This window comes from Flavobacterium sp. YO64 (assembly GCF_004119505.1).
GTDB classification, from domain to species: domain Bacteria; phylum Bacteroidota; class Bacteroidia; order Flavobacteriales; family Flavobacteriaceae; genus Flavobacterium; species Flavobacterium oncorhynchi.
This window is the reverse complement of record NZ_NRQV01000002.1, coordinates 119,636-140,053: the sequence shown is the minus strand read 5'-3', so window position 1 is coordinate 140,053 and position 20,418 is coordinate 119,636. Positions and strand designations below refer to the sequence as shown.

Below are 20,418 nucleotides of genomic sequence, written 5' to 3'. Positions count from 1 at the left end.
TCGAAATAATCTTTACATTTTTTTTAAATCTAGATTCAAAATAACATTGAGTTTCCTAATCCTATTTTATTAATTAGGATCAGAATACTCCATTGTAGTTTTAGTTTTTATTTAAAAGAAAAAACAATTAACTATAGCATAATTTCAAATGAAAAAAATAATAATTGCCCTTATTTTAGGGTTTTCGGGCTTGCTGTCTGCCCAAAATTCAGTTTCAGGTATTGTTACTGATACTCAAAATCAGCCTATGCCGGGCGTTTCTGTTTACGCACCAGAATTACATAAAGGAACAACCACTGATGCAAATGGAAAATACGAATTAAACAATCTGCCAAACGGAGGTTTACGCCTTGCTTTTTCGTTTGTTGGATTTGCTACTCAAAATAAAACAATTACTAAATTAGTAAAACAAAATACATTAGATGTAAACCTTGCAGAATCTATCTTAGAAATGGATGAAGTTGTAGTTTCTACTCCTTTTAACAAACTGCAATCGCAAAACGTAATGAAAATTGAGCACGAAAGCATCAAAACTTTACAGCAAAAAGGAACCTCAACTTTAATAGAAGGTTTAGCAACAATTCCGGGAGTTTCTCAAATTTCGACTGGAACTTCTATTGGAAAACCAGTAATTCGAGGATTAAGCGGTAATCGTGTTTTAGTTTATTCGCAAGGTGTTCGTATCGAAAATCAGCAATTTGGCGACGAACATGGTTTAGGTTTAAATGATGCAGGAATCGAAAGTGTCGAAGTTATCAAAGGACCTGCTTCTTTGCTTTATGGTTCTGATGCTTTGGGAGGTGTTTTATATTTTAATCCTGAAAAATTTGCTGATGCCGGTGATTTTAAAGCTAATTTCAGTCAAAAATATTTCACCAATACACAAGGAAGCAATTCTTCTATTGGATTGAAAACATCTACTGACAATTGGAAATTTCTAGCACGTGGAAGCTACAACACCCATTCTGATTATAAAATTTCAGGTGGTGATCGCGTAACGAATTCTCGATATAACGAAACTGATTTTAAAACGGGAATCGGTTACAGTAATTCGACTTTCTCAAGTGTTTTAAGATACAATTACAATAAACTTGACATTGGAATTCCAGAAGATGGAATCGCAGAACAATCTTCAAGTAAAGACACCCAATTTCCTAGACAAGGAATTTTTAATCATTTATTGAGTTTGAACAATGTTATCTTTTTTGAAAACTCAAAGCTAGATGTTGATTTGGGCTACATTGCCAATGACCGAAGTGAATTTGAAGATAGCAACGATGCTTCTCTTCATATGAAATTGAATACTTTTAATTACAACGCCAAATATCATTTTCCAAAATTCGGAAAAATCGAAACTATTTTGGGGGTTCAGGGAATGCACCAAACAAATAAAAATTCTGGTGAGGAATATTTAATTCCTGATGCAACGACGAATGATTTTGGAGTTTTTGGAACTGCAAATTACGAATGGAAAAACAGCGTTTTACAAGCTGGTCTGCGTTTTGACAATAGAAATATTACTTCTATTGCGCACGGTGAAGAAGGCGAAGAAGGTTATTTTCAAGCTTTAGATCGCTCTTTCGACAGCTTTAATGCTTCGTTGGGATATAAAACAAAATTAGCTGAACCATTAACATTGAGATTAAATGTTGCCAGCGGATTTAGAGCGCCAAACTTAGCGGAATTAACTTCAAATGGTGTTCACGAAGGAACAAATCGTTATGAAATTGGAAATGCTGATTTAAAAACGGAACAAAATATTCAAACTGATTTGAATTTAGAATATAAAAACACACATTTTGAATTTTTTGTAAATGGTTTTTACAATCACGTAAACAACTATATTTATACGTCTCCAACGGGAGAAATTCGTGATAACAATGATGTTTTTGCTTATGTTCAGGATAATGCAAAATTATACGGTGGTGAGGCTGGACTTCATTTTCATCCGCATCCATTAGATTGGTTACATTTCGAAACAAGTTTTGAAACTGTAATGGGAAAAAAAGATAATAACGATTATCTGCCTTTAATTCCTGCCAATAACTGGAACAATACGCTTAGAACTGAATTTAAAATTAAAAATTGGCTGAGCGAAGGTTTTGCTTCTTTGAATGTTTCTTCGACTTTTAATCAGGATAATGTAAGCGGTTTTGAAACTGCTTCAAAAGGTTATACTCTGGTAAATTTAGGTTTTGGAGGAACTGTTAAACTTGGAAAAACTGCCTTTGATGTGAACTTAAACGGAAACAATTTATTTGACAAAAAATATATTGCACATCTTTCAAGACTAAAAACAGACGGCATTCCAAACATTGGAAGAAACATTGTTCTAGGCATTAACTTTAATCTGTAACATTTTTAAACCATATTAGTCATATAAGTAAATATAAGCTAAGCACTTAATTAAAATGAACTTAAATGACTAATATGGTTTAACTTTTTGCATTCATTTTTCACAACAAAAAGTGCTATTTTTGTTACAACAGATAAAAACTAACTATGAAAAAAACATTTTTATTGATGGCAATCACAACTGCAGGAATTTCATTTGCTCAAAATAAAATTCAATATCCAGAAACCAAAAAAGGAGAAACTGTTGATGTCTATTTTGACACAAAAGTAAGCGATCCATATCGTTGGCTTGAAGATGATAAATCTGCTGAAACAGGCGCTTGGGTTAAAGCTCAAAACGAAGTTACTTATGCTTATCTAGATAAAATTCCGTTTCGTGACGAACTTAAAAAACGAATGGAAAAACTTTGGAATTACGAAAAAATCGGTGCTCCATACAAAGAAGGAAAGTTTACTTATTATTCAAAAAATAATGGTCTTCAAAATCAATCTGTAGTTTACAGAAAAGATCAGAATGGTAAAGAGGAAGTTTTCTTAGATCCAAATACATTTTCAAAAGACGGTACAACTTCGCTTGGCGGATTAGATTTCTCTAAAGATGGAAGCAAAACTGCTTATTCAATTTCTGAAGGTGGAAGTGACTGGAGAAAAGTTATTATTATTGATGCTGTATCAAAAAAAGTTCTTGAAGATACTTTGGTTGATGTAAAATTTAGCGGTATTTCATGGCTTGGAAACGAAGGTTTCTATTATTCAAGTTATGACAAACCAAAAGGAAGTGAATTGTCTGCAAAAACAGATCAACATAAATTGTATTTCCACAAATTAGGAACTTCTCAAAAAGAGGATAAAGTAATTTTTGGTGCAGATCAAAAAAGAAGATATGTTGGAGGTTACGTTACTGAAGACAATCGTTTTTTAGTAATTACAGCTGCAAATTCTACTTATGGAAACGAACTTTATATTAAAGATTTAAAAACGCCAAACAGTCCAATTGTAACCATTGTAGACAACTTCAACACTGATAATAATATTATCGAAAATGAAGGAAGTAAATTATTTATTCACACTGATTTTAAAGCTCCAAACGGACGTGTTGTTACTGTAGATTTTAGTAATCCAAAACCTGAAAACTGGAAAGACTTTATCAAAGAAACAGAAAATGTTTTATCGCCATCTACAGGAGGCGGATACTTTTTTGCTAATTATACAAAAGATGCCGTTTCGTTAGTTTTACAATACGATTACAATGGTAAATTAATTCGCGAAATCAAACTTCCTGCGGTTGGAACTGCCGGCGGATTTGGCGCAAAAAAGGAAGAGAAAATTTTATACTACAGCTTTACAAATTATACAACTCCAGGAAGTATTTTTTCTTTTGAACCAAAATCTGGTAAATCAGAAATTTATCAAAAACCAAAAGTTGATTTCAAAAGTGAAGATTATGAGTCTAAACAAGTATTTTATACTTCAAAAGACGGTACAAAAATCCCGATGATTATTACGTATAAAAAGGGAACAAAATTAGACGGTAAAAACCCAACAATTCTTTATGGTTACGGCGGATTCAACATTAGTTTAACTCCAAGTTTCAGTATTGCAAATGCTGTTTGGATGGAAAACGGAGGTGTTTATGCAGTGGCTAACTTAAGAGGAGGAGGCGAATATGGTAAAAAATGGCACGATGCAGGAACTAAACTTCAAAAGCAAAATGTATTTGATGATTTTATCGCTGCTGCTGAATATCTAATTGCTCAAAAATATACTTCATCAGATTATTTAGCTATTCGCGGAGGATCTAATGGTGGATTATTAGTTGGAGCAACTATGACTCAACGTCCTGATTTAATGAAAGTAGCTTTACCTGCAGTTGGTGTAATGGATATGTTACGTTACCATACTTTTACTGCTGGAGCAGGTTGGGCATATGATTATGGAACAGCTCAAGACAGTAAAGAAATGTTTGAATACCTTAAAGGATATTCTCCAGTTCAAAGCGTTAAAAAAGGAGTTCAATATCCTGCAACTATGGTAACAACAGGTGATCATGATGACCGTGTGGTTCCTGCTCACAGTTTTAAATTTGCTGCTGAACTGCAAGACAAACAAACAGGAAACAATCCAGTTTTAATTAGAATTGATGTAAAAGCAGGACACGGAGCAGGAAAATCTGTTGCGGCTACAATTCAAGAGAATGTAGATATCCAGGCTTTCACACTTTATAATATGGGCTTTAAAGCTTTGCCTAAGAAGTAAGACTTTAAAAACTTAATTTTTTAGCCACGAATTCACGAATTAATTTTGTGAATTTGTGGCTTTATTTTTTTGCCGCTAATTCCACTAATTTAAATTGTTGAAAAATTACATCCTAGTTGTTTTAGCCACAGATTAAAAGGATTAAAATGATTTTTTTACAAATGTATTTACTTTTAATCTGTGAAAATCTTTTTAATCTGTGGCAAATAAAAAAGAAATAATTCGAGGAAATTCGTGCAATTCGTGGCAAACCTTTTTTAAATTTGAGAAACCAAAATATCCAAAGATGAAAATTATAAAATGGGGAATTATAGGCTGCGGTAATGTAACAGAAGTAAAAAGCGGTCCCGCTTTTCAGAAAGCTCCAAATTCTGCTTTAGTTGCCGTAATGCGAAGAGACGCTGCACTTGCAGAAGATTATGCCAAACGCCATAATGTACCAAAATGGTACTCGAATGCTGCCGATTTAATAAATGATCCCGAAGTTGATGCGGTTTATATTGCCACTCCTCCATCATCTCATAAAGAATATACTATTTTATGCGCCAAAGCTGGAAAACCTGTCTATGTTGAAAAACCTATGGCTTTGACTTTTGAAGAGTGTAATGAAATGATCAGCGTTTGCAAAGAACATAACGTGCCTTTGTTTGTTGCTTATTACAGAAGAAGTTTACCTCGATTTTTAAAAATAAAAGAATTAATTGACAAAGGAAAAATAGGAACTATAAGACATGTAAACTGTGTTTTATATCATCCTTTTGAAGCACGTTATGATGATGAAATCAATCTTCCGTGGACGGTTTTACCTCATATTTCTGGCGGAGGAATTTTTGTTGATTTAGCTTGTCATACTTTAGATTTTCTAGATTATGTTTTAGGTCCTATAAAATCAGTTCGCGGACATGCGTCTTCACAATTAAAAGCATATCCAGCAGAAGACTCTGTTTCGATGTCATTTTTATTTGAAAATGGTATTCACGGAACGGGTTTATGGAATTTTGCCAGTTTTGAACGTTACGATAATACCGAAATTGTTGGTGATAAAGGAAAAATCTCGTTTTCGACTTTTGGAAATGACCCAATTCATATTCAATATGCAAATGGAGAAAAAGAAAGTATTACAATCGAAAATCCGCTTCATATTCAACAGCCGCTTATAGAAACAGTAATTGCTGAACTTTTAGGTAAAGAAGGATCTTCGCCATCAAAAGGAATTTCGGCATCGAGAACGACTTGGGTTATTGATGAAGTTTTGAGAGAGTTTAGAGAAGCTTCAAAATAGTACTTAATTAAATTGCCTCCTGCTTTAGCTGGAGGAATAATTTCAAAAAAATAAGGCTTTAGCCAAACTAGTAGTTCGGCTAAAGCCTTTTTCCTATCAAATCATCAATACCTCCTGCTTTAGCAGGAGGCAACTTTAGAAAAAAAAACCAAAAAAAAGGATATTCATAACGAATATCCTTTTTTCTAAAAACTAAAAACTTCTATAAATTATAGGCTGTATTTAAGACCTAAAGTCAAACCTAAACCTGAGATTCCAACATAAGAGCTTAACTCATCCATTGGTTTATCTTTATTAACTCCGTTTGGATTTGTTGCAGCATTGTTAGAATTAACATCTAAACCATCTCTATAATTTGTATGAATTTGAGCTGTTGATCTAGTAGCTAAAGCATCATTACCATTCACTGTAAATTCAGTTGTTTCTTTTGTTTTACCGTGTACAGTAAAGTTTCTATATTCTAATTCAGCAAAAGCAGAAATATGTTTTCCTAATTTGTATGAAGTTCCTAAAGCTGCTGTAAATCCAATAGTTGGATTTGGTTTTACTTTATCAACACTATGAACATCTCCAAAAGCAACTGGAGCTCCTGTAGTTGGATTAAAAGCGATTGGAGCACGTGCATCTGTAGTAATTTCTAAATCTCCATGAACTGGAACTAAAACACCTACTTTAGTATACGGCTCAAATCCTTTGTGCTCTCCTAAAAACAACACTAAAGCTGGAGCAATATCAAATGCAGTAATTTGACCTACTGATTTAAAGTTATATACACCGCTTGGTGTAATTGGCATATCTGATGTAGTTTGCGCCATTGTTTTATCATTACTAGTGTAATAATTTGCCCCTAACTCAACTCCTAAACGAGTATTAAATCTATATCCAGCAGTAATACCAGTTCTAAATCCTTGACCAAAAGAACCTGTAATACTTTTTTCAGAAACTAATTTTCCTCCTACATAAGTTCTATTCATTGCATCATGTCCTCCAACTGTTGGAAACTCAGTTGAAGCAGTTTGGTTGAAATATGATCCACCCAATTTGAAATACCAGCTTTCTGGTTTGTCTGCTTTTTCAGTTTGCGCAATTGTGGCCATAGAACAAACTAATAATCCTAATAAAAATAGGTTCTTTTTCATAATTCTGATTTAATTAATTTATACAAACATAGAATTTTTTAACATATCCTTATCGTTTGCATTGTTAGACTTGGAACGAAATCGTTGTAATTTGGAGCAATATTACTAAAAAACTATTATGCATGCATAATTTTAACACTAAAAAAATGCATTATTCTAAATTTTAACTGTTAAAATTTAGTTCAGCTTAAAATTTACCTGTAATTTCTCTAATTCCTGAAGCAGCTCAGCAGAAATCCTAATCTTTAATCTTCGGCTTGGCATTGTTAATTTGGTAACAACTTTTATTTCTTCAATTTCGTTTACTTCTTGAATTTTGGTTTCTTGCGCCGCATCTTCATTTTCATCTTCAAAAACAGCATCATCACTTTCTTCAAAATCAGTAGGAGTTTCTACCTCAACAAGTCGTTTAATTTTTTCCAATTCCATAATCTCAAAAGTCACCGAATTTTCGCCTTTATTTTCATTAAATAAATGACTTAATCTATGAATAAATTCGGTTTGAAGATCTTGAATGTTTAGTAAAACAATCAATTTTTTAGCAAAAGCCTCCATAATATCCTGCAATTGTCTGATTTCGACAAACTGCATTCTTGGATCTGATTTCTTACCCGTATCATGGTTTACCCAACCATCTTTTATTAGTATTTTTAGAAAGGCAAAATTATTCTGTATCAGGAAATGTCGGAATTTAAGATATTCTTCTCCAAAAATCTTAAACTCATAACTTTCATCATACCCTTCTAAGTTAAACACTGCCCAGCCTTTTCCGTTTTTTGCCACACGGTGCTGTACATTATTAATAATTCCGGCAAAGTTTAAATTTTTACCCACAAATTCATTCATGCTTTTCAATGATTCTAGTCGAGAATTACAGAAATACTTCATTTCAAATCTAAAATCATCAAGCGGATGTCCGGAAATATAAATCCCGACAACTTCTTTTTCTTTGGCCAGTTTTTCCATTGTACTCCAATCTTCACATGCAGGAATAATTGGCTCTGCAATCTGCACTTCGCTTGCTTCTCCAAACAAACTTACTTGTGATGAATTTTCATTTTCTTGAAACTTTGATCCATACCGAATTGCTTTTTCATAAAATGTAATTCCATCGCCATCATCATGAAAATATTGTGCTCTGGTTGTTCCTTCAAAAGAGTCGAAACCACCAGCAAGTACTAAGTTTTCAATCGCTTTTTTATTGGCTGCACGCAAATCTATTCGCTGCGCCAAATCAAAAATCGATTTATATCTTCCGTCTTTTCTGTTTTCTACAATCGTTTCAACCGCTCCAGAACCAACACCCTTAATCGCTCCCATTCCGAAACGAACTGCGTAATCATCATTTACTGTAAATTTATAATACGATTCATTTACGTCTGGCCCCAAAACTTGTAATCCCATACGTTTACATTCTTCCATGAAAAAGGAAACCTGTTTAATATCATTCATGTTATTCGAAAGCACCGCTGCCATATATTCCGCAGGATAATGCGCTTTCAAATAAGCCGTTTGATAGGCAATCCAAGCATAACAAGTCGAGTGCGATTTGTTGAAGGCGTAACTCGCAAAAGCTTCCCAGTCTTTCCAAATTTTCTCCAAAACTTTAGCATCGTGACCTTTTTGCGCCGCTTGTTCCACAAACTTTGGCTTCATTTTATCTAGTACATCCTTTTGCTTCTTACCCATCGCTTTACGCAAAACGTCGGCCTCACCCTTTGTAAATCCTGCCAAAGACTGAGACAAAAGCATTACCTGCTCTTGGTAAACTGTAATTCCATAGGTTTCAGACAAATATTCCGCACAGGCATCTAAATCGTATTTGATTTCCTCATCGCCGTTTTTTCTTCGAACGAAAGATGGAATATATTCCAAAGGTCCTGGACGATAAAGTGCATTCATGGCAATTAAATCTCCAAAAACCGTCGGCTTTAGATCTTTCATGTATTTCTGCATTCCGGGTGACTCATATTGGAAGATTCCAACAGTTTCACCTCTTTGGAAAAGCGCATACGTTTCTTCGTCATCGATTGGAAAGGTATCTGGATCCAATTCAATTCCTGTTCTATATTTTACCAGTTTTACTGTATCTTTTATCAGCGTAAGGGTCTTCAGACCCAAGAAGTCCATTTTCAACAATCCCGCACTTTCTGCAACCGAGTTATCAAACTGTGTTACGTATAAATCAGAATCTTTTGCTGTCGTTACAGGAACATAATTCGTAATATCTGACGGTGTAATGATAACTCCACACGCGTGAATTCCCGTATTTCGCATCGATCCTTCAAGGATTTTTGCCTGCTGAATGGTTTCTCCTGCCAAATCATCTTCATTGGCAATCGCGATTAATTCTTTTACATTATCAAATTCGTCTGAACGAAGTGCTTTTTTAACCTCTTCTTCACTCTCCGAAATAAAACGCGCCAAATTCCATTTTGACGGCATCATTCCCGGAATCAGTTTTGCAATTCTATCGGCTTCAAATAATGGTAAATCCAGTACACGAGCCGTATCACGAATAGCCGATTTGGTTGCCATTTTACCATAAGTAATAATTTGCGCAACCTGTTTTTGACCGTATTTGTTGATTACATATTCCATTACACGTCCACGACCCTCATCATCAAAGTCTATATCAATATCGGGCATCGATACACGGTCAGGATTTAGGAAACGCTCAAAAAGCAAATCGTATTTAATTGGGTCAATATTAGTAATCCCGAGGCAGTAAGCAACGGCAGAACCCGCTGCAGATCCACGACCAGGCCCAACCGAAACGTCCATGTTTCTAGCTTCGGCAATAAAATCCTGTACAATTAAGAAATAACCCGGATATCCTGAATTCGAAATCGTTAACAACTCAAAATCGAGACGTTCTTGAATTGATTCTGTAATTTCTCCGTATCTCCTTTTAGCTCCTTCCATTGTAAGGTGTCGCAGGTATTTATTTTCACCACGAACACCTCCATCAGCTTCATCTTCTTCAACAACAAATTCTTGCGGGATATCAAATTTAGGAAGCAATACATCTCTATAAAGTGAATATCCTTCTACTTTATCGACAATTTCCTGAATATTAATAATGGCTTCCGGCAAATCAGCAAAGAGTTTTTTCATCTCTTCTTCGGACTTGTAATAATATTCCTGATTTGGAAGTCCGTAGCGATAACCACGACCACGACCAATTGGCGTTGCCTGCTTCTCACCGTCTTTTACACAAAGTAAAATATCGTGCGCATTGGCATCTTCTTTATTTAAATAATAGGTATTATTGGTTGCAATTAGCTTTACATTATGCTTTTGCGAAAATTCAATCAGAGTTTTGTTTACGCGATTTTCATCTTCCTGATTATGGCGCATCAATTCTAGGTAAAAATCATCACCAAATTGTTCCTTCCACCAAATTAACGCTTCTTCGGCTTGGTTTTCACCAATGTTCAGAATCTTACTCGGAATTTCTCCATATAAATTTCCAGACAAAACCATAATATCTTCCTTGTATTTTTCGATAATCGCACGATCAATTCTAGGAACATAGTAAAATCCGTTGGTAAAAGCGATGGAAGACATTTTAGCCAAATTGTGATATCCATTTTTGTTTTTGGCTAACAATACAATCTGGTTTCCGTTGTCTTTTTTACTTTTATCTAAATGGTTTTCACAAACATTAAATTCGCAGCCGACAATTGGTTTTATTTCGGTTTCTGTTGGTTCTTCACCAGCTTCTACCAAAGCTTTATTTTTTCCGGAAGCCGCTTTATTGTGATTCATAACGGCGCTCACAAAGTGAAATGCTCCCATCATGTTTCCGGTATCGGTCATGGCAACAGCAGGCATTCCGTTTTTAGCAGTAGCTGCAACAATATTCCCAATTCCGATCGTCGATTGAAGAACCGAAAACTGTGTATGATTGTGTAAATGCGAATATTTTGCTGCTTTAAAATCTTCTCTGTCAGAATGCGAAACTGCAGGTTCTTTACCAACAGATTCTAAAGCTTTTAGCTGCTCTCTGATTTTATCAGAAGCCGCTTTTAAATTGATGTGTTTTAAACCAATTAAAGGAAATTCCTGCGGATTTCTTGCCTGAAATTCTTTAAAATACTCTTTCGGAACATCAAGTTCTTCTTTGGTAAAAACCTCTCTTCTAATTAACTCCAAGAAACAACGAGTCGTTGCCTCAACGTCGGCAGTTGCGTTGTGCGCTTCTGCAAAAGGTTTATCAAATAAATAACTGTGTAACTCTGTTAGTGTCGGCAATTTAAATCTTCCTCCACGACCTCCTGGAAGCTGTAATAACGAAGCCGTAACTTCTGTACAGGTATCCAGAACAGGCATTGTGCTCATTGGCGAATCTACACCCATTCTATGGAATTCAGCTCCCATAATATTAACATCGAAACCTAAATTCTGACCGACAATAAATTTAGTTTTACTTAAAGCAATATTGAATTTCTCTAAAACTTCTGCCAGCGAGATTCCATCCGCTTCTGCTAATTCAGTCGAAATACCGTGAATACGTTCTGCATCATACGGAATATTAAATCCATCTGGTTTTACCAAATAATCCTGATGTTCAATAAGCTGTCCCATTTCGTCATGAAGCTGCCATGCGATCTGAATACAGCGAGGCCAGTTATCAGAATCAGTTATTGGAGCATCCCAGCGTTTTGGTAATCCAGTAGTTTCGGTATCGAATATTAAATACATAAGTTTAAAAAGGCAAAATTAAAGTTCCAAAATCCAAATTTTACAACACATAAAACACTGATTTAATGCGCTGTACAAAATAGTAAACTATAGAATAGAGGAAATTCAAATTTAGTCTTTTTTTAAACAATTCAGCTAGTGAATTTGTTAAGAAAAGCACTTATTTTATTCCTTCCCTTTTACACAAACCATTAACGAAATTGCCAAATATGGAATATCCTTTAAAATAAAAAAATCAGTTACGGGAAAACCTTCTACACTTTTAAAAACACCTGGAGTTGTGATTAAAAAACTTAATGTTGTAACAAATATAATAGCAGAAGCGCAGCCAGCATAAAGACCGATTCTCTTAAGAAATAAAGAAGCAAGCAATCCCAGCCCAGTAAGAACTTCAAAAATTCCGATAAAATTAGAAACCTGCTGTACTGACATAACTTTATACATCCAGCTCATTGCAAAATGATTCTCGACCAAGCCTTTTATTGCTTCGGCTTCGACGATAGTAAATTTGAAAAGACCTACCCAGATTAAAATAATTACTGTTCCTAAAACTCCCAATCTGTAAGCGAATTGATTTAAATTCATGGTATATTTATTTAAAATTAGAGGTTTCAATATTAGAAGTTCTTTTTAAAAGTAATTGTCAGCTAGTTGTCATAATCAATCAATTTACCAAGTATGATATTTTAGTTTTCATTTAATTTCATTCTAAAAAACAAAAAAATACACTTCTTGGATGTCGTATTATTTTATCTAAAAAAAGACATGAAAAATGTTTCTAAAATCTAATTCTAAATGCTTTTAAAAGTGCGTAAACGCCTGATTTCAAAAACAAAAAAAAGAAACCAAAACTACTAATTATTACTATTTTTACTCAATTTGTTACATATTTTCAAACAAAACGCTCTTTTTTACAGCTATTTTGAAATAAATTTGCAAACTATCAAAACAAAAAACAATTAAGCAGGATTTAAGCAAAAAAAGAAAAATAAAATCAATTCCTTATTCATTTTTATACAAAAATTGAAGACAAAAAAAGCCATTTCGCAATTTGTATTTTAGTTTGGGTATCGTATATAATGAAATATTGAAATTGACGCCTTTGTATCTTTTTTTACTTTTGTTTTGCTATTATAATGAACAGGAAAATGCTGTAGTTATAGAAATTACATTTAAAAAAAATAAAAATGAGTAAGACATTATTTGACAAAGTATGGGATTCACATGTAGTGCGTAAAATTGAAGATGGACCAGATGTGTTTTTTATTGACCGCCATTTCATTCATGAAGTTACGAGTCCTGTTGCTTTTTTAGGATTAAAATCAAGAGGCGTTAACGTTTTATACCCACAACGTACTTTTGCAACTGCAGATCACAATACACCAACCATAAACCAACATTTACCAGTTCAAGATCCTTTATCTGCAAACCAGCTTCAAGCTCTTGAAGACAATGCAAACGAATACGGAATTTCGCACTGGGGATTAGGTCACCAAAAAAATGGAATTGTACACGTAGTTGGTCCTGAAAACGGAATTACTTTGCCAGGTGCTACTATTGTATGTGGAGATTCGCATACGTCTACTCACGGTGCTTTTGGAGCTATCGCTTTTGGTATTGGAACATCTGAGGTGGAGATGGTGCTTTCTACACAATGTATTATGCAGCCTAAACCAAAGAAAATGCGTATTAACGTAAACGGTCAATTAAGCAAAGGTGTTGGTCCAAAAGACGTTGCACTTTATATTATTGCGCAATTAACTACTTCTGGAGGTACAGGATATTTTGTTGAATATGCTGGTGATGTTTTTGAAAACATGACTATGGAAGGTCGTATGACAGTTTGTAATTTAAGTATCGAAATGGGTGCTCGTGGAGGAATGATCGCTCCTGATCAAACTACTTTCGATTTCCTTGAGGGAAGATTATACGCTCCAAAAGGAGAAGCTTGGACAAAAGCTGTTGAATATTGGAAAACTTTAAAAACTGATGCTGATGCCGTTTTTGATGCTGAATTAAACATCAAGGCTTCAGACATTGAACCAATGATTACTTACGGTACTAATCCAGGAATGGGAATTGGTATCTCAAAACATATCCCAAGTGCAAAAGAAGTTGAAGGCGGCGAGGAAACTTACAAAAAATCTTTAGCTTATATGGGCTTCCACGAAGACGATGTGATGATTGGAAAACCTATTGATTATGTTTTCTTAGGAAGTTGTACAAACGGACGTATTGAAGATTTTAGAGCTTTCGCCGAAATTGTAAAAGGAAGAAAAAAAGCTGATAATGTTACCGCTTGGTTAGTTCCGGGTTCTCATGTTGTTGAAGCTCAGATTAAAGAAGAAGGTATCTTAGATATTTTGACTGAAGCTGGTTTCGTATTACGTCAGCCGGGTTGTTCTGCTTGTTTAGCCATGAACGACGATAAAGTTCCTGCAGGGAAATATGCGGTAAGTACTTCAAACAGAAACTTTGAAGGTCGTCAAGGTCCTGGTTCAAGAACGCTTTTAGCAAGTCCAATTATGGCTGCCGCAGCTGCTGTTACAGGAAAACTAACAGATCCGAGAGAGCTTTTTTAAAGATTTAGAAATGAAGGTTAACGATTTTTGATTTCAGATTTCGATACGCTTCATTAAAAAATCTTCTAAAATTTCAATTTACATTTTACAAAAAACATTAACGATTACAATTTTAAGATACAACAACAAATCTAAAATCAGAAATCGTTAATCTAAAATCAAAAATCAAAATGGCATACGATAAATTTAATATACTTACCAGCAGTGCAGTGCCGCTGCCAATTGAGAACGTAGATACAGATCAAATCATTCCGGCTCGTTTCTTAAAAGCTACAAAGCGTGAAGGTTTTGGAGACAATCTTTTTAGAGACTGGAGATACAACGGAGATGATTCTCCAAAAGCTGATTTCGTTTTAAACGATTCAACTTATTCTGGAAAAATCTTAGTTGGAGGAAAAAACTTCGGTTCTGGATCTTCAAGAGAGCACGCTGCGTGGGCAGTTTATGATTACGGTTTCAGAGCTGTAGTTTCTAGTTTCTTTGCAGATATCTTTAAAGGAAACTGTTTAAATATTGGTGTTTTACCTGTTCAGGTCAGCCCTGAATTTGCTGAAACTATTTTCAGCGCCATTGAAGCTGATCCAAAAACAGAATTAGAAATCAACTTACCAAACCAAACGATTACTCTATTGGCAACTGGCCAATCAGAATCTTTTGCGATTAACGGATACAAAAAGAACAATATGATCAATGGTTTTGATGACATTGATTATTTGCAAAATATTAAAGAAGATATTCAGGCTTTTGCTGATAAACTTCCTTACTAACCATCAACCTATAAAAATGCAGTTACGTAAACTTCAACTTTATAGTTGAGTTTCGTAACTGCTTTATATTTTAAAACTGATATTAAATAGCGATATGTAACCTAATTTATAACTTTCTAAAAATGAACGACAATAGTATTGTATTACCAAAATCATACTCGGAAATCAAAATTGATTCTGAAAAAATTTCGTTTTCAATGCCATCCGATCTACAAACAGGGAGTTTTCTAAGAACATTAATCGCAACAAAAACAGATGGTCATTTTTTAGAATTAGGAACAGGAACCGGATTATCACTTGCGTGGATGGTTGAAGGAATGAACGAGAATTCAAACTTGATTTCCATTGACAATTTAGCCGAATATCAAAATGTTGCCAAAAAGTATTTTCAAAAACCAAATGTTTCATTTGTTTGCGATGACGCCGAAAAATGGATTTTAAATTATAACGGAGAAAAGTTTGATTTAATTTTTGCTGATGCCTGGCCCGGCAAATATGTAGTTCTAGAAGAAACTTTACAACTATTGAAACCGGGAGGAATTTATTTAATTGATGATATGTTACCACAAAAAAACTGGCCAAAAAATCATAATAAAAATGTTGAAATTCTTATTCGGGATTTAGAAAAAAGAAATGACATTCAACTTACAAAAATGTGCTGGTCAACAGGTTTAATTCTGATAACAAAAAAATAAAACACAACCTATCAGCTTATCATTAAAAAGCTAACAATATAATAATGGAAAAAAGAAAAATTGAAATAATGGATACAACACTCCGTGATGGTGAACAAACCTCAGGAGTATCTTTTTCTGCTGCAGAAAAACTAACCATTGCGCAATTATTGTTGGAGGAATTAAATATTGATAGAATCGAAATTGCTTCAGCACGCGTGAGCGAAGGAGAATTTCAAGCCGTAAAAGGCATTACCACATGGGCCGAAGAACGCGGCTATATTGACAGAATCGAAGTTCTGACATTTGTTGACGGAGGAGTTTCAATAGAATGGATGAAAAAAGCTGGTGCCAAAGTGCAAAATTTATTGACTAAAGGCTCCATGAATCACTTAACTCATCAATTAAAAAAAACTCCGGAACAGCATTTTTCTGAAATTGCACAAATTATCGCTTTAGCAAAAGAAAATAATATTGAAACTAATGTTTATCTCGAAGACTGGAGCAACGGAATGCGAAATTCTCCTGAATATGTTTTTCAGTTTTTAGATTTCTTATCTACGCAACCCGTTAAAAGAATTTTACTTCCTGATACTTTAGGCGTTTTAATTCCGTCTTTAACTTTTGAATTCATCTCAAAAATTAGAGCAAAATATCCAAATATACATTTTGATTTCCATGCACACAACGACTACGATTTAAGCGTTGCGAATGTTATGGAAGCTATAAAAGCCGGCATAAACGGACTTCACGTAACGGTAAACGGAATGGGAGAACGCGCCGGAAATGCTCCGCTTGAAAGTACTGTGGCTGTTATAAATGATTATCTTCCAGAAGTTAGCATCAACATCAAAGAAACATCTTTGTATTCTGTAAGCAAATTGGTGGAAACTTTTACCGGATATAGAATTCCTGCCAACAAGCCAATTGTTGGAGATAATGTTTTTACACAAACTGCAGGAATCCATGCTGATGGTGACAACAAAAACAATTTATATTTTAATGATTTGCTTCCGGAACGTTTTGGAAGAAAAAGAAAATATGCTCTCGGAAAAACTTCAGGAAAAGCCAATATCGAAAAAAATCTTCAGGAATTAGGTTTAAAACTAAACAACGAAGATTTGAAATTGGTTACTCAAAGAATTATCGAATTGGGCGACAAAAAAGAAACCGTTACCAAAGAAGATCTTCCATACATTATTTCAGATGTTTTGGACAGTCATACTTACGAAGAAAAAATAAAAATTGAGTCCTATATATTAGTACACTCAAAAGGAATGCGTCCGTCTACAACTTTGTGTCTGAAATTTGGCGATGAAATCATCGAAGAAAATGCACAAGGCGACGGTCAGTTTGATGCTTTTATGAATGCACTTTCAAAAATTTACAAAAGCAAAAAATTAACGCTTCCAAAATTAATTGATTACGCAGTTAGAATCCCGCCAGGAAGTAGTTCTGATGCGTTGTGCGAAACCATTATTACTTGGACAAACAACGAAAAAGAATTTAAAACCCGCGGATTAGACTCAGATCAAACCGTTGCAGCGATTATTGCAACACAGAAAATGTTAAATGTAATAGCCTAAGGTTCTAAGATGCTAAGATTCTAAGTTACTAAGATTTTTTTCTTTGAACTTAAAATCTTAGTAACTCAGAATCTTAAAAAAACAAAATTAAGCCACTAAGAAGAAAAACTTAGAACCTTAGCAACTTAGAATCTTAGAACCTTTTTAAAAAATAAAAATGAAATTAAACATAGCCCTTTTAGCCGGAGACGGAATCGGACCAGAAGTAATAAATGAAGCTGTAAAAGTATCTGATGCTATTGCAAAAAAATTCAATCACGAAATAACTTGGAAACCAGCTTTAACTGGCGCAGCTGCAATTGATGCAGTAGGCGAACCTTATCCAGATTCAACACACGAAGTTTGTAAAAATGCTGATGCCGTTCTTTTTGGAGCGATTGGCCACCCTAAATACGATAACGATCCTTCTGCACCAGTACGCCCAGAACAAGGTTTACTAAAAATGCGTAAAGCATTAGGTTTGTTTGCAAATGTAAGACCTACTTTTACGTTCCCTTCATTATTGGATAAATCTCCATTAAAAAGAGAAAGAATCGAAGGAACTGACTTAGTTTTCTTAAGAGAATTAACTGGTGGAATCTATTTTGGAGAAAAAGGAAGAAAAGACAATGGAGATACTGCTTACGACAATTGTGTTTACACAAGAGCGGAAGTACAACGTTTAGCTAAAAAAGGTTTCGAATTAGCAATGACACGTTCTAAAAAATTATGCTGCGTTGACAAAGCAAACGTTTTAGAAACTTCACGCTTATGGAGAGAAACAGTTCAGGCAATGGAAAAAGAGTATCCAGAAGTTGAAGTTAGCTACGAATTTGTTGATGCTGTAGCTATGCGTTTGGTACAATGGCCAAACTCTTACGACGTATTAATTACAGAAAACTTATTTGGAGATATCTTAACAGACGAAGCTTCTGTAATTTCTGGTTCAATGGGATTAATGCCTTCTGCTTCTATGGGAGCTGAAGTATCTTTGTTTGAACCAATTCACGGGTCTTATCCGCAAGCAACTGGATTGAACATCGCTAACCCAATGGCAACTATTTTATCTGCTGCTATGATGTTCGAAAACTTCGGATTGATGGAAGAAGGAAAAGCAATGAGAGATGCTGTAAACAAAGCTTTAGAAGCAGGAATAGTTACTGAAGATTTAGCTGATGGAGGCAAAGCATACGGCACTAAAGAAGTTGGTGACTGGTTAGCCGCGAATGTATAATTAGTTAATTTTTGGTTTCAGGTTTCACGTTGCTGAAACTTGAAACCTGACACTTGAAACAATTTTTAAACACAAAAAAAGGGATCAACTTTCGTTGATCCCTTTTATATATTTAGAAAAAAATATTAATATCCTCCTCTGTTACCACCACGGTCATTTCCACCACGGTTGTTTCCGTAACCTCCGCGAGAATCACCTCCACGGTTGTTATTGAAGCTTCTTCTTTCACCTTCAGGTTTTGGTTCAGATTTATTTACAACAATTGTACGACCTTGAACAGTAGCTCCGTTCAACTCATCAATTGCTTTTTGAGCTTCAGCATCGTTTGGCATCTCAACAAAACCAAAACCTTTGCTTCTTCCAGTAAATTTATCAGTGATAATTTTAACTGAATCTACTGCTCCGTAAGCCTCGAAAGACTCTCTTAAATCTGCTTCCTCAATACTGAATGGAAGGCTTCCAACAAAAATGTTCATATGTACTTATTTATAATAATGTAGCAAATGTAGTCTTATTTTTCTGTAATCTACTATATATTAGTTTATTTATGTTTTTATTTTGATTTTAATAATTCCTCTATAGAATCTATGTCTGAGAAAAAAACTACAACTTATTTTCTATAGCACTCACTTCAATTGGCACTTTATAAAAGACTCCCTCTTTAAAGTTAATCTTAGGCTTTTCAGTATTAGTTTCATCATTGTTTTCTGCAGTAAATTTAAACGTTCCAGAAATCGTATGGTTCACATTATCATAATCAGTAATAACAATTTGTCCGCTGCCTTTATCCGTACCTGTTGAAAATGCTGACAATTCTGTCGACAGTTTGTTTTCGTATGATGCCTTAGAAAGTTCATCATTACCTAAAGTAAAAGTTTGCTCTGCAGTCGAAGCCATTTGCAAAATAACCTTTTCATACCCTAAAGAACCTTCTACCACTATACTGCCGTTTTCACCTAAATGTGCCTTATAACTTTGAGCTCTCCAAAAAACATTTTCTTTTAAGCTTTGAAAAGCAGGATTATTAAATTTTACATCTTCTGTACAAGCTGCGACAATAAAAAAAAGCGATAAAAAATAAAAGTATTTTTTCATATCTAAGTCAATTTGGTGCAAAAATACCGCATTAAGAGATAATTGCCTCAATAATAAGATCGAAAAAGGCAAAAAATCAATAAAATTGGATTGGAAATGCATTTAATACTTTTTGAAACGTATTATTGATAAAAAAATTATATCTTTGCGCCCTTAATTAACAGAGGTCGAGTACCTCAAAATTTAATCAATAAGATTATGTCAGTAAAAATTAGATTACAAAGACACGGTAAAAAAGGAAAACCTTTTTACTGGGTTGTAGCTGCAGATGCACGCTCAAAAAGAGATGGTAAATACTTAGAGAAAATCGGTACTTACAATCCAAACACTAACCCAGCAACTATCGACTTAAACCTTGATAGTGCAGTTAAATGGTTACACAATGGTGCACAACCAACTGATACTGCTAGAGCAATTCTTTCTTACAAAGGTGCTTTATTGAAACACCACCTTGATGGAGGTATTCGTAAAGGTGCTTTAACTCAAGAACAAGCTGATGCTAAATTAGCTGCTTGGTTAGAGGCTAAAGCTGGAAAAGTTGATGCTAAAAAAGACGGTTTAACAAAAGCTCAAGCTGATGTTAAAGCTAAAGCTTTAAAAGCTGAAAAAGAAGTTAACGCTAAACGTTTAGCTGCTGCGGCTCAGGCTGAAGCTGACGCTATCGCTGCTGCAACTCCTGCAGTTGAAGAAGTTGCTGAAGTAGAAGCATCTACTGAAGAAGCTCCTGCTGCTGAAGAGAATAACGAAACAACTGAAGCATAA

The 20,418-nt window shown here is 34.5% G+C and carries 14 protein-coding genes; 9 read left to right on the top strand and 5 right to left on the bottom strand.

Annotation, left to right across the window (positions count from 1 at the left end; translation table 11 throughout):
- The first annotated feature begins 148 nt into the window (after positions 1-148).
- The 3 genes from BOW57_RS01935 (at position 149) to BOW57_RS01925 (ending at position 5,893) form a co-directional block, all read left to right on the top strand.
- Complete coding sequence (locus BOW57_RS01935; protein ID WP_129052858.1) at positions 149-2,356, top strand: TonB-dependent receptor; 2,208 nt, start codon at positions 149-151, stop codon at positions 2,354-2,356.
- A gap of 146 nt (positions 2,357-2,502) precedes the next feature.
- Complete coding sequence (locus BOW57_RS01930) at positions 2,503-4,611, top strand: prolyl oligopeptidase family protein (protein ID WP_129052857.1); 2,109 nt, start codon at positions 2,503-2,505, stop codon at positions 4,609-4,611.
- A 286-nt stretch (positions 4,612-4,897) separates the two neighbouring features.
- Complete coding sequence (locus BOW57_RS01925) at positions 4,898-5,893, top strand: Gfo/Idh/MocA family protein (protein WP_129052856.1); 996 nt, start codon at positions 4,898-4,900, stop codon at positions 5,891-5,893.
- Between the two features lie 209 nt (positions 5,894-6,102).
- On the opposite strand, the gene BOW57_RS01920 is transcribed toward BOW57_RS01925, so the two are convergent.
- The 3 genes from BOW57_RS01920 to BOW57_RS01910 all read right to left on the bottom strand — a co-directional run bounded on the left by BOW57_RS01920 (position 6,103) and on the right by BOW57_RS01910 (position 12,324).
- The gene (locus BOW57_RS01920; protein WP_089053755.1) at positions 6,103-7,032 is read right to left on the bottom strand and encodes an outer membrane beta-barrel protein; all 930 of its coding nucleotides are present in this window, start codon (positions 7,030-7,032) and stop codon (positions 6,103-6,105) included.
- Positions 7,033-7,209: 177 nt separating this feature from the next.
- Positions 7,210-11,739 carry a DNA polymerase III subunit alpha gene (dnaE, locus tag BOW57_RS01915; RefSeq protein WP_129052855.1) on the bottom strand — a complete coding sequence of 1,510 codons (4,530 nt, stop codon included), beginning with the start codon at positions 11,737-11,739 and terminating at the stop codon, positions 7,210-7,212.
- A 165-nt stretch (positions 11,740-11,904) separates the two neighbouring features.
- Positions 11,905-12,324, bottom strand: a complete 420-nt coding sequence (locus tag BOW57_RS01910) for a DUF417 family protein (protein WP_129052854.1) — start codon at positions 12,322-12,324, stop codon at positions 11,905-11,907.
- 602 nt (positions 12,325-12,926) lie between these two features.
- On the opposite strand from BOW57_RS01910, the gene leuC reads away from it, so the two are divergent.
- From leuC to leuB, 5 genes are all read left to right on the top strand, one after another.
- A complete protein-coding gene (leuC, locus tag BOW57_RS01905; protein WP_129022587.1) occupies positions 12,927-14,321 on the top strand; it encodes a 3-isopropylmalate dehydratase large subunit in 1,395 nt (464 codons plus the stop codon).
- A gap of 170 nt (positions 14,322-14,491) precedes the next feature.
- Positions 14,492-15,088 (top strand): 3-isopropylmalate dehydratase small subunit, encoded by a 597-nt coding sequence (gene leuD / locus BOW57_RS01900; RefSeq protein ID WP_129052853.1) that lies wholly within the window; start codon positions 14,492-14,494, stop codon positions 15,086-15,088.
- Positions 15,089-15,210: 122 nt separating this feature from the next.
- The gene (locus BOW57_RS01895; protein ID WP_129052852.1) at positions 15,211-15,783 is read left to right on the top strand and encodes an O-methyltransferase; all 573 of its coding nucleotides are present in this window, start codon (positions 15,211-15,213) and stop codon (positions 15,781-15,783) included.
- A 44-nt stretch (positions 15,784-15,827) separates the two neighbouring features.
- The gene (locus BOW57_RS01890; protein WP_129052851.1) at positions 15,828-17,348 is read left to right on the top strand and encodes an alpha-isopropylmalate synthase regulatory domain-containing protein; all 1,521 of its coding nucleotides are present in this window, start codon (positions 15,828-15,830) and stop codon (positions 17,346-17,348) included.
- A gap of 157 nt (positions 17,349-17,505) precedes the next feature.
- Positions 17,506-18,561, top strand: a complete 1,056-nt coding sequence (gene leuB, locus BOW57_RS01885; RefSeq protein ID WP_129052850.1) for a 3-isopropylmalate dehydrogenase — start codon at positions 17,506-17,508, stop codon at positions 18,559-18,561.
- 125 nt (positions 18,562-18,686) lie between these two features.
- Here leuB and BOW57_RS01880 read toward each other — a convergent pair whose 3' ends face one another.
- Together BOW57_RS01880 and BOW57_RS01875 are read right to left on the bottom strand one after the other, a co-directional pair.
- Positions 18,687-19,037, bottom strand: a complete 351-nt coding sequence (locus BOW57_RS01880; protein WP_089053747.1) for an RNA-binding protein — start codon at positions 19,035-19,037, stop codon at positions 18,687-18,689.
- Between the two features lie 127 nt (positions 19,038-19,164).
- Positions 19,165-19,656 (bottom strand): DUF6252 family protein, encoded by a 492-nt coding sequence (locus tag BOW57_RS01875; RefSeq protein WP_129052849.1) that lies wholly within the window; start codon positions 19,654-19,656, stop codon positions 19,165-19,167.
- A 198-nt stretch (positions 19,657-19,854) separates the two neighbouring features.
- On the opposite strand from BOW57_RS01875, the gene BOW57_RS01870 reads away from it, so the two are divergent.
- Positions 19,855-20,418 carry a 30S ribosomal protein S16 gene (locus tag BOW57_RS01870; protein ID WP_089053745.1) on the top strand — a complete coding sequence of 188 codons (564 nt, stop codon included), beginning with the start codon at positions 19,855-19,857 and terminating at the stop codon, positions 20,416-20,418.